The organism is Geothermobacter ehrlichii (assembly GCF_008124615.1).
GTDB classification, from domain to species: Bacteria; Desulfobacterota; Desulfuromonadia; order Desulfuromonadales; family Geothermobacteraceae; genus Geothermobacter; species Geothermobacter ehrlichii.
On record NZ_VNIB01000003.1, the window covers coordinates 50,993 to 65,700 of the forward strand.

Here is a 14,708-nt window from a genome sequence, read left to right on the forward strand (position 1 = left end):
GCGTCAGGCCGGCTGGTACCATCCGGCGCGGATCAGGTCGCGGCGCAGGCTGGTACCCTGGTTGCGGATGATGCCCTGGTACCAGAAGCGCTCGCTGCGCAGGGTGATGTTGCCGGGGGCGTCGAGACGCTTGCGTCGATCGACCAGGGCCTTGCGGAAGCGCCGGTCAGGTTCGTCGAGAATGGTTTCGAGTTTCTGCCGCAGGCCGGCCGGAACTCCTTCGATGACATACTGAATCAGGTCGCGCAGTTTCAGCCCCTGCTGGTATTCCCAGAGATCGCCCTCGAACAGGCGGTCGCACTCGTCGACGAAATCGCTCCAGTCGAGAAGGATGGCACCGAAATCCTCGTCGGCATAGTCGGCGAATTCCTCGTGCTGGCGCAGCCGCTGTTCGATCAGGTCCTGTTCCCGGCGCGAGAGGTAGAAGGAGAGTCCATCCTCGACCTGGTACATCTCGAGGCGGTCGACCAGCTCCCGGCAGAAGACCTGAAAGTCGAGTTCGTGGCGCGGCAGGACGGCGAGTTCGGGGGGAAGTGCGTTGCGCCGGTAACACTGAAGGGAGAGGTGGTCATGGCCGAAATCGGCCGGAAAGACCAGGTCGGAATTGTGGGGGATCCCCTCCCGGGCGAAGAGGCTGGTGGCCTGCAGGTGATTACCGGTGAAACAGGTGAAGATCTTCTCTTCGGAAAAGAAGATTTCGATGCCCAGCCGGTTGTTCGCCAGGCCGAAGCCGACGAAACCGTCGTGAATCAGCCGTGGAAGGTAGCGGTGCAGTTCCCTGAGCAGGGTTTCGGTCGGCAGATAGGGGGAATAGAAGACGGCCGGTTCGCTCTGTTCGTTCTCGTCACCGCTCCAGTCGTCGAGGTAGTATTCGAGAATGAGGAAGGATTCGTCAGGCAGCAGTGTGCGGGCGAAGGTGCGAAAAAGGGCCGCCACCCGCCCTGCGCCGATCATCGCCGTCAGCCGGTAGGAATCGGAGCAGTCCTCCAGGGGGGAGAACGTATAGCCTTCCGCCAGCTTGCGACCGTAATGTCTCAGCTCCCGGGGCCAGGGCTGGATGCCGAGGGGAAAATCGAACGCGGTCGGAATCAAGTTCGGGTCCTTCCGGAAGGCGGCCGGACAGACGTTGGCTGGTGGTGGTTGCGCCTGCCGGGCCGGTGTTGTTGCCGGCATATAGCCGGATAGCGCCAAGTTAGAGGATTTGCCGAAGAGTGTCAACTGCGTCACAGTTTGTTGGCCGGCGAAGGCAACGGCAAGTTCGAATTGCCAGACAATTTTTAAGGATGCTTAAAAAGTCAGGCGGCATCGAATGTAGCTTGTACATGCAGGCAGCCGGAAATCTTCGTCGATTCGCCGCTCTGCTGCTTGTTCTGCTGGACGCTGACGGCGGAGATTCTTTTTACCATTAGTAAATTAATATGGTTGACAATTTTTTCCATTTCCGATATATCGGCGGAGATAAAACCCTTTTTTATTCCAGACGGCGAAAAGATGTCCCAGCTCGAATACAATATTGGCGCTAAAATCAAGAAGTTGCGCAAGGCGCGCAAGCTCACCCTGCAGGATGTAGCGCGCGAAACCGGCTTTTCGCCGGCGCTGATCTCGCAGATTGAAAACAACAACGTCTCGCCGCCCATCGCCACCCTTTCCAAGATCGCCCGTTTCTTCGATGTCAAGATGGGACATTTTTTCGAGGAGGACGAGGAGGAAGTCCGCTACGAGGTGGTGCGCAAGGGAGAGCGGCGGGTGGTCAGCCGCGTCATCTCCGCCAAGGGGACCGGGCACGGCTACACCTACGAAACCCTTTCCTACCGCAAGCGCAACAAGAAGATGGAGCCTTTCATGCTCACCATCTCCGAGCGGGCCGGCGAGGAGACCCTCTACAACCACGAAGGTGAGGAGTTTCTGCTGATCCTCAAGGGCAAGGCGGAAATTCTGCTTGAGGAAGAGCGGGTGGTGCTCAAGGAGGGGGACGCCGTCTACTTCGATTCGTCGCTGCGACACCGGCTGCTCGCCTGCGAGGGGGAAGAGGTGCAGGTTCTCGCCGTTGTCACCCGTTGAGTCCGGCGCCTGCCGTTTCAGTCTGGAAAGACCAATCCAAAGACAAGGGGTAGAACGATGAGCAAGTTTCCGCGCCCGACGCTTGCCGACTGGGAAGCCAAGGCCAAGAAAGAGAAGAAGACCGACGATCTGTCCGGTTTCAAGTGGGAGACTCCGGAAGGGATCACGGTCAAGCCGCTCTATACCGAGCAGGATCTCGAGAAGCTGGAAACCCTGGGAACCCTGCCCGGCCTGCCGCCCTACGTGCGTGGCCCCATGGCCACCATGTATGCCGGCCGGCCCTGGACGGTGCGCCAGTACGCCGGCTTTTCCACCGCCGAGGAATCGAACGCCTTTTACCGGCGCAACCTGGCGGCGGGACAGCAGGGGCTGTCGGTCGCCTTCGACCTGGCGACCCACCGCGGCTACGATTCCGACCATCCGCGGGTGGTCGGCGATGTCGGCAAGGCCGGGGTGGCGATCGACTCGGTGGAGGACATGAAGATCCTCTTCGACGGCATTCCCCTCGACAAGGTGTCGGTTTCGATGACCATGAACGGCGCCGTGCTGCCGATCATGGCTAATTTCATCGTCGCTGCCGAAGAACAGGGCGTCACCCAGGAGAAGCTGGCCGGGACCATCCAGAACGACATTCTCAAGGAATTCATGGTCCGCAACACCTACATCTATCCACCCGCGCCCTCCATGCGCATCATCGCCGACATCATCGAGTACACCAGCAAGTTCATGCCGAAGTTCAACTCGATTTCCATCTCCGGCTACCATATCCAGGAGGCCGGAGCCAATGCCGCCCTGGAGCTGGCCTTCACCCTGGGCGACGGACTGGAGTACGTCAAGACCGCCCTCGCCCGTGGTCTGGACATCGACGCCTTTGCGCCGCGTCTTTCCTTCTTCTTCGGCATCGGCATGAATTTCTTCATGGAGGCCGCCAAGCTGCGCGCCGCCCGCTTCCTCTGGGCCGAGCTGATGCAGCAGTTCAATCCGAAGAATCCGAAATCGCTGGCGCTGCGCACCCACTGCCAGACCAGCGGCTGGTCGTTGACCGAGCAGGATCCCTACAACAACGTCATCCGTACCACCCTCGAGGCGCTGGCGGCGGTGCTCGGCGGCACTCAGTCGCTGCACACCAATGCCCTCGACGAGGCGATCGCCCTGCCGACCGATCATTCGGCCCGCATCGCCCGCAACACTCAGCTGATCATCCAAGAGGAGACCGGCATCTGCAACGTGGTCGATCCACTGGGCGGTTCCTACTATGTCGAAAACCTGACCGCCTCGCTGGTCAACGAGGCGCGCAAGGTTCTCGCCGAGATCGACGAGATGGGCGGCATGACCCGGGCGATCGAGTCGGGCATGCCCAAGCTGCGCATCGAGGAGTCGGCGGCGCGCAAGCAGGCCGCCATCGATTCCGGCCGCGACGTCATCGTCGGCGTCAACAAGTACCAGCTGGCCGAGGAGGAAGAGATCGAGGTTCTCGAGGTCGACAACACCGCCGTGCGCGAGGCGCAGATCGCCCGGCTGCAGAAGATTCGCGCCGAACGGGACAACGACGCCTGCCGGCAGGCGCTGGACGCCATCACCGCCGCATGCGAGAATGAACGGCAGAATCTGCTCGAACTCTGCGTCGAGGCGGCGCGCCGGCGGGCCACCGTCGGTGAAATCTCCGATGCCATGGAAAAGGTCTTCGGCCGCCACAAGGCCGAAATCAAGCTTGTTTCAGGAGCCTACGGAACCGTGGTCGAGAAGGACGAGGATTTTGCCGAGTTGAAGAAGCGCATTGCCGCCTTCACCGAAAAGGAAGGCCGTCGGCCGCGCATCCTCATTGCCAAGATGGGGCAGGACGGTCACGATCGCGGTGCCAAGGTTGTGGCCAGCGCCTACGCCGACGCCGGCTTCGACGTCGATGTCGGACCGCTGTTCCAGACGCCGGAAGAGGCGGCCCGCATGGCGGTGGAGAACGACGTCCACGTCGTCGGCGTCTCCTCCCTGGCCGCCGGGCACAAGACCCTGGTGCCGCAGCTGATCGACGAACTGAAGAAGCTCGGCGCCGAGGATATCGCCGTGGTCTGCGGCGGCGTCATCCCCCGCCAGGATTACGACGCCCTCTATGCCGCCGGCGCCAGCAGAATCTTCGGTCCTGGCACGCCGATCACCGTCTCCGCCGGCCAGACCCTTGACGCCATCGAGGAGAAGAAGGCCAATTGAGACGGCATTGACCAGTTCATTCAGACTCGCGCAGAGACGCGGAGATGCAGAGGAGATGCTGCTCTCTGCGTCTTTGCGTCTTGAGTGAGCGCAAGCGAACGGACGCGAGACAACAAGACAAGGATTGTCCATTGATTCGTATCAAGGAACTCGCCGCCGGTGTCCGCGCCGGCAACATCCGCTCGTTGGCCAAGGCCATCACCTTGGTCGAAAGCCGCAGCCCCGACCATTCGCTGGCCGCTACCACCCTGCTCGACGAACTGCTGCCGGCCGCCGGCAACGCCATCCGCATCGGCATCTCCGGCGTGCCCGGCGTCGGCAAGAGCACCTTCATCGAGGCTCTCGGTCTCTACCTGACCGGTCGCGGTCACAGGGTGGCGGTGCTGGCGGTCGATCCCTCGTCGCAACTGTCCGGCGGCTCCATTCTCGGCGACAAAACCCGCATGGAGGAGCTGTCGCGCGATCCCAATGCCTTCATCCGTCCCTCCCCCTCCGGCGACACCCTCGGCGGGGTGGCGCGCAAGACCCGCGAAACCATGCTGGTCTGTGAGGCGGCCGGTTACAATGTCATCATCGTCGAGACGGTCGGCGTCGGGCAGTCGGAAATCACTGTCGCGTCCATGGTCGACCTCTTCGTGCTGCTGCAGCTGCCGGGCGCCGGCGACGAACTGCAGGGGATCAAGAAAGGGGTGATGGAGATCGCCGACCTGATCCTGATCAACAAGGCCGAAGGGGACAACCGCCCGCGAGCCGAGCTGGCCAAGTCGCAGATCGAAACCGCCCTGCACATCATGCAGCCTAAAAGTTCAAGCTGGCAGGTGCCGGTGCTGCTCTGCTCCGCCCTGAAAGGCGAAGGGATCGCCGAGACCTGGCAAACCATCGAAGACTACCGCCGGACCATGGAGCAGAGCGGCGAATTTGCGGAAAAACGCCGCCTGCAGGCCAGCGACTGGATGTGGAGCCTGCTGATGGACGGCCTGAAGGATCTCTTCATGCGCGATCCCCGGGTCGCCGCCCTGCTGCCGCAGGTGCAGGACGCCGTCGCCAACGGCACCTCGACCCCGGGGGCGGCGGCGCGCCGACTGCTGGAGGTGTTCAAGAGGCACTGATGTATTTATCTCGCGCAGAGGCGCAGAGTCACAGAGAGGGATGGTTCATGGATGAACCGCTGAACTGGTTGTCGGGGCAGGTTGTGGATGCCGCTTTTCGGATTCATGTCAGGCTCGGTTCCGGCTTGCTGGAATCGGTCTATGAAATGGTTCTGGCTTATGAACTGGAAAAGCGTGGGCTCAGTGTTGCACGGCAGGTTCCGATCGAAATCAGGTATGACGATTTGTTTATAAAAGAGGCTTTTCGGGCCGATCTGATTGTTGAGGATGCTCTGATCATCGAACTCAAGTCGGTGGAAACACTCTTGCCGGTCCACAGCAAGCAGTTGCTCACATATCTGAAATTGACCAACAAAAAACTGGGCCTGCTGTTGAACTTTGGCGCTCCTGTTTTCAAGGATGGAATCGTTCGACTGGTAAACGGATTGTGATTTTCTCTCGCGCCTCTGCGTCTCCGCGCGAGATGACCAAGCAAAGAAAGGTATTGAGATGACGAAGAAGATCAACCATATTGGCATCGCCGTCAAAAGCCTCGAGGCATCCATTCCCTTCTACCGCGACACCCTCGGCATGGCCTATGAGGGGAGTGAAGAGGTGGCCGAGCAGAAGGTGAAAGTCGCCTTTCTCGCCGTCGGCGAGAGCCGGATCGAGTTGCTGGAGCCGACGGCCGAGGACTCGCCGGTGGCGAAGTTCATCGAGAAGAACGGCGAGGGAATCCATCACATCGCCTACCAGGTGGACGACATCGAGACCGCCCTGGCCGAGCTGCAGCAGCAGGAGGTGCGCCTGATCGACAAGGTGCCGCGGCGTGGCGCCCACGGCACCCGCATCGCCTTTCTTCACCCCAGGGCGACCGGCGGCGTTCTGACCGAACTGTGTCAGGCCGCGGATCATTGACGCTCCAGGCCGCCGAAAAAGACTCGTCTGCGGTGCCGGCCTCATCTCCCGGCCTTCAAGCGGTTGAAGTGTGCCTCTCCCCTCGTAAATTCGGAAATCTTGTTGATTTTTCAGTCACTCGGGCTCGGTCGTTTTCGGCCTTTGGTGGCGATCGGCTTTGACTGGGCGTTCATTCGGTTGGCTGTAAAAAAATGTTTTAAAGTCTTAATTGTCTGAAATATGGCCATTTTTCTGCTTGACAAAAAGGCTGTTCAGGGGCTAGCTTTTGCGAAAATCAGAACAGTGGCTTGTCGTTTCCGGTGCAGGCGGGGGTGGACAGACGTTTTACGTGCCCGTCCGCGATGTCCGGGAGTCGGTTTTTCATGACAATCTGCAAATGGTGCGCTGTTCAAGGGAGTTGACTTTTTTGTTGAAGCCCTTAAACTGATGGTCGTTTTGAACCTCTGTTTTGTGCAGTTGTCGTCTGTCCTGTGGCTGAAAAGGGACAGTGTGGCATGATATCAACACATCCAGGGAGGATTGTTCCCCACGAGCAGAAAGCCCGGACAAGGTCTGATTGCCTGAAAGCGTGCGGTTCAGGCTCCTAAGAGAAAAAAAAACGGCAATTCGTTGCCGCTGGCATTCATGTTGAATAATCAAATGGTGTTTAACCTATGTATTGAATGGCCAGCGAAGGCAGCCGGAAGGAGGTGAGGTAATGAGAAAGAGCTTGCTGGTTCTGGTTGCGGTGCTGGTCAGTCTGGGGTTGACGGCCTGCGCCACTACCAAGGCCAACCAGAAGACAAGGGTCAAATGTCCGGCCTGCGGCTACGAATTCAAGGTTCCCGCCCAGAATCCCTGACGGGACGGGCGATTGACGGTTTGCAGAAAAAAGGTATCAACTTCCGCGTCCCGAAGGAGGGAATGACGGGAGGGGCCACAGGGCCCGAAGTTCAACCCATTTTTTATTCAGGAGGCAAAATCGTGAGCAAGACAGTCAAGGTTCTCATCGCTCTGGCTCTGGCTCTGGTGCTCGCCACCCCGGCCATGGCCGCCATGAAGCTGAACGGCTACTATCGGCTTCAGTTCATCTCCGACAACATCGGTGCCGTCGGCGCCAAGGACGCCCGCACCACCAGCCAGGTCGACCAGCGTCTGCGCATGAAACTGACCAACCAGCTCAACGACTACGTCAAGTTCGTCTACTACGCCGAAATCGACACCCCCTGGGGTCAGGCCGGTTCGACCCCGAGCGGTTCGGCTGAATTCGGTGGTACCGACGGCGCCGACGGCGTCAACCTCGAGACCAAGAACGTCTACCTCGAGGTCGCTGTCCCCGACACCATCTTCACCGTGCGTGCCGGTGTCCAGGGCTTCGCTCTCGGCAAGGACTATGTCGTCATCGGTGACGACATGCCTGGCCTGCGCGTCAACGCCAAGGTCAACGACAATGTGAAGCTGGTCGCCTTCTACAGCAAGTTCTTCGAGGACGGCAAGACCCAGTGGGACGACGAGGACTTCTACTCCATCGAGGCCATGGTCAAGGCCAGTGACGCCGCCAAGTTCGGTGTGGCCTTCGCCTGGTACGACAGCAACGGCCTGAACAACCGCGGTACTGCTGGTGGTCTGTTTACCAGCCTGCCCGCCGGTTACGACAACGCCGACATCTACTACATCGTGCTCGACGGCGACCTCGATCTCGGCGTGGCCAAGCTGGCCGCCCAGTTCGCCTATGACTTTGGTACCGTCGAAGGCACCGGCGTGACCGACATCGACCTGTCCGGCTACATGGCCACCGCCAAGGTGACCGGCAAGGCTGGTGGTGCCGACCTTGGCCTGCGCCTGACCTTCTACAGCGCCGACGACAACGCGACTGACAACGACGTCGAAATCTTCGCCGGCGACATCACCGGCGGTGCCTACGAGTTCTACAAAGAGAACCTGCACATCTTCTTCACCGACAAGTACTACAACAACACCGCTGGTGGCCGTCTCGCCCTGACCCAGGCTGCCTACAACGGCAACGGCCTGTTCGCCATCAATGCCACCGCCAACGTCAAGCTGCCTGCCGGCTATGACCTGAAGGCCGGCGCCGGCTACTTCATGGCCGTGGAAGAGAACGGTGCCGCCGACGACGATCTCGGCTTCGAAATCGCCGCCGACTTCGGCCGCAAGCTGGCCGAGAAGGTCGACGTCCGCCTGATCGGTGCCTACGCTGTGCTTGGCGACTTCTTCAACACCACCACCAACAGCAACGATCCGGATGACATCTTCCTGACCAAGGCCGTGATCAACGTCTCCTTCTAAGCAGACGCCGATCCGTCCGCAGGACGAAAAGCCCCGGGCCTCTGTGCCCGGGGCTTTTTTCTATGGTGCGCCCGGAAGAGGGCGGGGCGGGGGGCACAACGGAGCAAGGCGGACTCCCTGTCAACCTGCTCCTGTGATAAGGTTATGTTCTTTCTTGGTGCGCTTGGCGTTTTTGTGGCCTGCGACCCATGGTTTCCGGTTTTTTCCGGACGGCTGTTGCGTTAAAGTAAGCGCTTGAGCCACTAAATTCTCCCTTGCGGGAACCCCAGGAGTGTCTGCCATGAAATTGCGTCTTTTCCCTTTGCTTCTGTTTCTGTCTCTCGCGCTTCCGGCCGTGGCGCAGCAGCTGCCCGGGCGGCTGCTCGACCGCCTGGCGCCGGTCGAGGGGGTGGTGGTCATGCGTGTCGGCGACGAATACCTGATCGACCGTGACGCCACCCAGGGGGTGCAGGCCGGCGACCTGTTTGCCGTGGTGAAACCGGGAGCACCGGTAGTCCACCCGGTGACCGGCGAAATCATCGGCAAACTGGACGAAACCCTCGGCTACCTGCAGGTCAGCCGGGTTCGTTCCGGCTATTCCTACGCCCGTCCGCTGCCCGCCGGTCTCCAGCTCGACAAGGGCGCGACCATCCGCCGCTTTGACGGTGTCGATGCCGTGCTGGTCGACCTGCGCGGTGATGGCGACGGCGTCTATCGACAGCTGGTGCGGCAGTTGCCGCAGTTCAACTGGCAGGGGTATCGGACGACGCCGTTAACGGCCGAAAGCGGAAAACCGCTGCTGATTTTCCAGCTTGCCGGTGATGGTCTGAGCGTGCAGACGGCTGCCGGACAGATGCTGGTTCAGGTTGCGCCGGCCGAGATCGGCCTGCAGGCCAAATCCGTGTCGCAACCGGCTGCTCCGGCCGTTGCCGCACCGACGCCGGCAGCCTCTGCTGCCGGGACGGCCCTGATCCCGGGAGCGGCGACGGTTGCTCCAGCCGCGTCCCGGGGGGGAGTCCTGGTGATGCAGCAGCAGCGTCAGGGGATCTGGCGCGGACCGTCCCTGTCGGGAGAGGCGGTCGCCCTTGCCGGAGGAGATTTCGACGGTGACGGGGCCAACGAACTGGCCCTGCTTTTCGCCGACGGACTGACCGTCTACCGTCTGTCGGCGGGCAAGTTGCAGGCTCTGGGTCAGGTCAGGCTTCCGCGTGATGGTGTCCCGCTGTCGCTCGACGCGTTCGATCTGGACGGAGACCGGCGCCAGGAGCTCTATCTCGGCCTCGGTTTCGAGGACGGTGTCGGTACCCGGATCATCGAGTATGTCGATGGCGGCTTTCAGTTGCTGCCGGACATTTCCCCCTGGCTGGTGCGGGCCATTCGCCGGGGCGACGGCAGCCGGATGCTGGCCGGGCAGCGTGGAGGACAGGGGATGCGGCTGACAGCCGGCAACGTCCATGTCATGAATCGCCGGGGAGGGGTTCTTGCGCCGGGAGAAATGCTGGGCGTACCGCCCAAAACGTCGATATTCAACGTTCAGCCGCTCGACGACGCCAAAGGAGGTGCGTTGTGGGCTGCCATCGGCATCGATGACCAGCTGCAGATCTTTGCCGCCGACGGGCAGCGGCTCTGGGAAGGGAACGAGACGGTCGGTGGCCATCGTGCCGGAGTCGAGCGCCGGGATCCCGACAGCATCCAGGGAAATTTCCGCCAGACGGTCTACCGTTCCGCCCGCCTGGACCTTGGGCCCGATGGCGTGTTGCTGGTGCCTGTCAATGAGGGGTTGCGCTTCCTTTCCCAGCAGCGAAAGTATTCGAAGAGCCGGGTGGTGGCCTATGCCTGGGACGGTTTTTCCCTGCGGGAGGTCTGGAAGACGCCTGACGAGTCGACCTACCTGGCGGATTTCGCTCTGTTCGATGCCGACAACGACGGCAGGGACGAGCTGGTAACGGCGATTGTCACCGGCAGTGGCTGGTTCTCGCTGGGCAAGACCCATTCGGTTTTCCAGGTGTATGAACTACCTTGAAAAGAGGGGGAAAAAGGGCCTTTCTTGGGGGCGTTGCTGAACGGAAGGGTTTCAGCAACGCCCTTTTTTCGTCATGGTCCGGATAGAGGCGGTTCTGAAGGTCGGTTGCCGGAAGAGCCGGAGGAACGTCCGGTGTCCGCTTGCGGCAGTCGGCGGCATGGAGCGGCTCGCGATATCAGCGATGGCTGCGGCGCGGGCGGTTGAAGTAGCGCCGGTGCAGCTCCTGGCGTCGCTGCAGTCTCTGTTCCGGAGGCAGGTTGCGCAACTGCCGCAATTCCTTGCGCAGTTCCCTTCGTTGTTCGGGTGGCAGGGAACGGAAACGCCGGTAGAGGCGGCGCAGCTTTTCCTTCTGCTCCGGCGGCAGCCGGCGGAAACGTTCGAAACGTTTCAGGAGCTGCCGGCGCTTTTCCGGAGGTAGCCGGCGCAGCCACTGCAGCCGCTTGCGGATCTGCTGCTGGCGCTCCGGCGGCAGCTGCTTGAACTGGCGATAGCGCTTGCGCAGCAGCTCCTTCTGTTCCGGGGTGAGCTGTTGCCAGCGTTTCAGCGCCTGGCGGAAAGCGGGAGACTCGGTGTCGGTCAGTTGCGGCTTCGAACCGGGGGGGGCGGTGGCGGTCGCCGGCTGGCCGGCGGCAAGCAGCAGGGCCGCTGTCAGTATGAGCAGAATCCGGGACGTCTTCATTGTTTTTCCTCCTCCAGAGCCTGGACGGTCTCGAGGTCTTGCAGCAGGTCGAGCAGCTCCAGCAGTTCGATCTGGGCGATCACTTTTTTGTCTTCGTCGCTCAGTTGCGCTTCGCTTTCCGGCTGTTTCCGGTTGGTGGGTGCCTTCTCATCACCGGCGCCTGCGGCTGTCGGCAGCAGCAGAAGCGGCAACAGCAGAAACAGCGGCCATCGCCTAGCAGGTCCGGTTTTCATCCCAACTCCTCCAGATCCTGCAGCAGGTCAAGGTCCTGCAACAGCTCAAGATCCTGCAACAGGTCGAGTTGTTCGAGAACGTCGATCTCGACCAGAATCCGGGGTGAGGTCTTTTGCGGGACAGGTATCGTCCCCGGTTTCCAGAGGACCAGCAACAAAGAGAGGGCGGCGACGGTGCCCAGGGCCAGCGCCGGCAGCGGCCCGGGCAGCCAGCGCCGCTGGCGGCGCTGCCCGACCGAGTCGACCACCCGGCGGGCGAATCGTTTTTTTTCTTCGTCGGAGAGCCTGATCCGGTCACCGATGAGGGCCAGGTCGGCCGCGATTCGCTCCAGTTCCTCCCGGCATGCGGCGCAGGACGCCAGGTGCCGCTCGACGGCGGCGGCCCGGTCCGCACTCAGTTCCCGGTAGTGATAGAGAAGCAGGTCGTGTTGCCGACAGTCCTTGCTGTTCATCGTCTGTCCTTTCTCGACTCCCGTTTCGTTCACGCGTCGCAGCCGGCGTGCTTGCGCGCATCAGGCACCCTTCAGGTCGCCGAGGCTGGTCCGAAGGGTCTGTACGGCGCGGTGCAGGTGCGCTTTGACCGTGCCCTCGCTCAGCCCCAGGGCAGTTGCGATCTCTTTCAGCGGCAACCCCTCGTCGTGCCGCAGGGTGAAGACGGCCCGCTGCTGGGGCGACAGCTGTTGCAGGGCCTGGCGCAGCCGACGGACGCTTTCCCTGGCCTGCAGCTCTTCGTCCGGCCCGGGCCCGGGATCGGCCGCCAGCTCGACCGGATCGCTCCCCTCGTCGTCGGCTCCGCGAAAGAAAAAAATCCTGCGTTTCAGCTTTTCCCGCCGCAGATGGTCGATGGCCAGTCGGCTCAGGGTCCGGTAGAGCCAGGTGGCGAGGCTGCTGTCGCCGCGAAAGCTGCCCAGGGAACGGTGCAGGCGCAGGAAGGTTTCCTGGGCCAGGTCCTCGGCCAGATCACGGCTGCCGGTCATGCGCCAGCCCAGATTGATCAGGGGCTGGATGTGGCGTTCGACCAGCCGGGCGAAGCTTTCGTCGTCGCCTTCCCTGGCTCGCTGCAGCAGAATCTCTTCGTCACGGTCGACCATGGAGCGAGAGTAGCCGTCGACCGGGATGCTGTCAACGATGGCCACAGCAGGGGCAGACCGGGTGACCATGGCGTCTGGGGCTTCGGCATATCGGGCAGCGTTTCATGGTGCAACTCCTCGGCGATCGTTCCTCCTGTCATTTGAGACGAGCCGGCTGGCAAAAAGTTTACCGATGGTTGAAGAAAAAGGTGGAGAAAGGATTCGGCCACCGGCGATTGACAGCGTCGGAGCAATCCGTAAACTTGGGACGTTTCGCTGCCGACAGGTGTTGTCGCGGCGGTCTGCAAACCAAATTCAACGGGAGAGTCGACATGAAACAGGACGGGCAAGCGTGGGACCTTTCGCCCCTCTATGCCTCGCCGGAGGATCCGGCGCTTGAAGAAGATCTGAAGGAGGCGCTGCAGCTGGCCGGCTGTTTCCGGCACGATTTTCGTGGTCGTATCGCCTCCGACAACCTGAGCGCTGAACTGCTCGCCGCTGCCCTGCGCGCCAGCGAGCAGCTGCAGACACTGCTGCTGAAGCCATGCCTCTACGCCCAGCTGCTCTTCGCCGCCAATTCCGGCCCGGCGGCGCACAAGGCGCTGGTCGCCCGCACCCGCGAGGTCTGGAGCGAGGTCAGCGAGCAGACCCTCTTTTTCGAGCTGGAGATCCTGCGTATCGACCAGGAGCTCTATCAGCAACTGATCCGCGATCCGGAGGTCGCCCCCTACCGGCACCACCTCGACCGCTTGCGGGCGCAGGCGCCCTACACGCTCAGCGAACAGGTCGAGCAGGCGCTCAAGCGCAAGGACCTGTCCGGCCGCGAGGCCTTTGTCCAGCTCTTTGACGAGCTGACCGCCGGCCTGCGTTTCCGCTTTCTGATGCCGGAGGAGGAGGCCGAGCGGGAGGTGACCGGCGAGGAGCTGCTCAGCCTGCTTTATCATCCGGAGCGGCAGGTGCGGGAACGGGCCTTCGCCACCTTCCTGCAGCGGCATGCCGAGCAGGAGCTGGTTCTGACTGCCTGCTTCAACAACATCCTGCTCGACCACGGCAAGGAGGCCGAGCTGCGTGGCTACCCCGACCTGATGACCCCGACCCATCTCGAGTGTGAAACCTCGCCGGAGATGGTGGAACGGATGATGGCGGTCACCGAGGCCAACTACGGCCTGGCCCGGGACTATTTCGAGCTGAAGAGGCAGCTGCTCGGATACGACGAGCTGAAGAATACCGACATCTATGCCCCGGTCGGAACGACGAGTCGCCGGTTCGCCCTCGACGAGGCCAGACAGCTGGTACATGAGGCTTTCGCCGGCTTTTCGCCCCGCATGGCCGAACTTGCCGATGCCTTCTTCTTCGAGCGGCGCATCGACGTGCCGCCGCGGCCGGGCAAGACGGGCGGCGCTTTCTGCATCGGGATGTATCCCGGCTGCCCGCCCTACGTCCTGCTCAACTTCACCGGCACCCTGCGCGATGTCTCGACCCTGGCCCACGAGCTGGGACACGGGGTGCACTTTGCCCTGGCGCAGAAGCAGAATCTCTTTCACTACCAGGCACCGCTGCCTTTCGCCGAGACGGCCAGCGTCTTCGGCGAAATGCTGCTGACTCGTCACCTGCTGGCGCGGGAAAGCGATCCGCAGGTGAAGATCAGCCTGCTCTGTGCCAAGCTGGAGGAGATCATCGCCACCACCTTCCGGCAGAACGTGCTGACCCGCTTCGAGCAGAAGGCGCATGCCGCCCGCAGCGAGGGGCTGCTGTCGGCCGACGATCTCTGCCGGCTCTGGTGGGAGGAGAATGCCCGGCTGTTTGGTGACAGGGTGAGCATGATCGAGCCCTACCGCTGGGGCTGGAGTTATATCAGCCACTTCATCCACGCCCGTTTCTACTGCTATTCCTACGTGTTCGGCGAGCTGCTGACTCTCGCCCTCTACCAGCGCTACCTGGAAGATGGGCGCGACTTCGTTCCCCGCTTTCTCACCCTGCTGGAGAACGGCGGCAGCGACCGGCCGGAGAATCTGCTGCGTCCCCTGGGCATCGACCTGGCCGACGCCGGATTCTGGCAGCAGGGCTACGACCTGGTGGCGGAGCTGCTCGGCCAGCTGCGGGAACTGATGGCCGGACGGAACCGGCAGGTCTGAGCTGCGCGAATCGGCACGGGCGGTTATACTG

General features: G+C 61.9%; 15 protein-coding genes. 9 read left to right on the plus strand and 6 right to left on the minus strand.

Features of this window, described 5'->3' with window-relative positions; genetic code table 11:
• Nucleotides 1-3: 3 nt before the first annotated feature.
• Together EDC39_RS04225 and EDC39_RS15280 are read right to left on the minus strand one after the other, a co-directional pair.
• Nucleotides 4-1,092, minus strand: a complete 1,089-nt coding sequence (locus EDC39_RS04225; RefSeq protein WP_148895130.1) for a hypothetical protein — start codon at nucleotides 1,090-1,092, stop codon at nucleotides 4-6.
• A 203-nt stretch (nucleotides 1,093-1,295) separates the two neighbouring features.
• Nucleotides 1,296-1,439, minus strand: coding sequence for a hypothetical protein (locus EDC39_RS15280; RefSeq protein ID WP_187426642.1), 144 nt, complete (start codon nucleotides 1,437-1,439; stop codon nucleotides 1,296-1,298).
• Nucleotides 1,440-1,491: 52 nt separating this feature from the next.
• On the opposite strand from EDC39_RS15280, the gene EDC39_RS04230 reads away from it, so the two are divergent.
• From EDC39_RS04230 to EDC39_RS04260, 8 genes are all read left to right on the plus strand, one after another.
• Nucleotides 1,492-2,061 (plus strand): helix-turn-helix domain-containing protein, encoded by a 570-nt coding sequence (locus tag EDC39_RS04230; protein ID WP_148895131.1) that lies wholly within the window; start codon nucleotides 1,492-1,494, stop codon nucleotides 2,059-2,061.
• A 57-nt stretch (nucleotides 2,062-2,118) separates the two neighbouring features.
• Nucleotides 2,119-4,266: a methylmalonyl-CoA mutase gene (gene scpA / locus EDC39_RS04235; protein ID WP_148895132.1), complete on the plus strand. Its 2,148-nt coding sequence runs from the start codon at nucleotides 2,119-2,121 to the stop codon at nucleotides 4,264-4,266.
• 134 nt (nucleotides 4,267-4,400) lie between these two features.
• On the plus strand, nucleotides 4,401-5,375 hold the full coding sequence (gene meaB / locus EDC39_RS04240) for a methylmalonyl Co-A mutase-associated GTPase MeaB (protein WP_222862839.1): 975 nt from the start codon (nucleotides 4,401-4,403) through the stop codon (nucleotides 5,373-5,375).
• Between the two features lie 47 nt (nucleotides 5,376-5,422).
• Nucleotides 5,423-5,806, plus strand: a complete 384-nt coding sequence (locus EDC39_RS04245) for a GxxExxY protein (RefSeq protein WP_148895134.1) — start codon at nucleotides 5,423-5,425, stop codon at nucleotides 5,804-5,806.
• Between the two features lie 58 nt (nucleotides 5,807-5,864).
• Nucleotides 5,865-6,272: a methylmalonyl-CoA epimerase gene (mce, locus tag EDC39_RS04250; protein WP_148895135.1), complete on the plus strand. Its 408-nt coding sequence runs from the start codon at nucleotides 5,865-5,867 to the stop codon at nucleotides 6,270-6,272.
• Between the two features lie 697 nt (nucleotides 6,273-6,969).
• Nucleotides 6,970-7,113 (plus strand): hypothetical protein, encoded by a 144-nt coding sequence (locus EDC39_RS15285; protein ID WP_187426643.1) that lies wholly within the window; start codon nucleotides 6,970-6,972, stop codon nucleotides 7,111-7,113.
• Between the two features lie 122 nt (nucleotides 7,114-7,235).
• On the plus strand, nucleotides 7,236-8,558 hold the full coding sequence (locus EDC39_RS04255) for a hypothetical protein (RefSeq protein ID WP_148895136.1): 1,323 nt from the start codon (nucleotides 7,236-7,238) through the stop codon (nucleotides 8,556-8,558).
• A gap of 280 nt (nucleotides 8,559-8,838) precedes the next feature.
• Entirely contained in the window at nucleotides 8,839-10,560 is a 1,722-nt protein-coding gene (locus EDC39_RS04260; protein ID WP_148895137.1) for an FG-GAP repeat domain-containing protein, read from the plus strand.
• Between the two features lie 175 nt (nucleotides 10,561-10,735).
• On the opposite strand, the gene EDC39_RS04265 is transcribed toward EDC39_RS04260, so the two are convergent.
• The 4 genes from EDC39_RS04265 to EDC39_RS04280 are packed head-to-tail and all read right to left on the minus strand — an operon-like array spanning nucleotide 10,736 to nucleotide 12,632.
• Nucleotides 10,736-11,239, minus strand: a complete 504-nt coding sequence (locus tag EDC39_RS04265) for a DUF3106 domain-containing protein (protein WP_148895138.1) — start codon at nucleotides 11,237-11,239, stop codon at nucleotides 10,736-10,738.
• A complete protein-coding gene (locus tag EDC39_RS04270; RefSeq protein ID WP_148895139.1) occupies nucleotides 11,236-11,472 on the minus strand; it encodes a hypothetical protein in 237 nt (78 codons plus the stop codon). Before EDC39_RS04270 ends, EDC39_RS04265 begins: the two co-directional genes overlap by 4 nt.
• Nucleotides 11,469-11,924 (minus strand): anti-sigma factor family protein, encoded by a 456-nt coding sequence (locus EDC39_RS04275; protein ID WP_148895140.1) that lies wholly within the window; start codon nucleotides 11,922-11,924, stop codon nucleotides 11,469-11,471. The genes EDC39_RS04270 and EDC39_RS04275 overlap by 4 nt, the downstream gene beginning before the upstream one ends.
• Before the next feature lie 60 nt (nucleotides 11,925-11,984).
• Nucleotides 11,985-12,632: an RNA polymerase sigma factor gene (locus tag EDC39_RS04280; RefSeq protein WP_148895141.1), complete on the minus strand. Its 648-nt coding sequence runs from the start codon at nucleotides 12,630-12,632 to the stop codon at nucleotides 11,985-11,987.
• A gap of 242 nt (nucleotides 12,633-12,874) precedes the next feature.
• On the opposite strand from EDC39_RS04280, the gene EDC39_RS04285 reads away from it, so the two are divergent.
• Nucleotides 12,875-14,677: a M3 family oligoendopeptidase gene (locus EDC39_RS04285; protein WP_148895142.1), complete on the plus strand. Its 1,803-nt coding sequence runs from the start codon at nucleotides 12,875-12,877 to the stop codon at nucleotides 14,675-14,677.
• Nucleotides 14,678-14,708 lie beyond the last annotated feature (31 nt).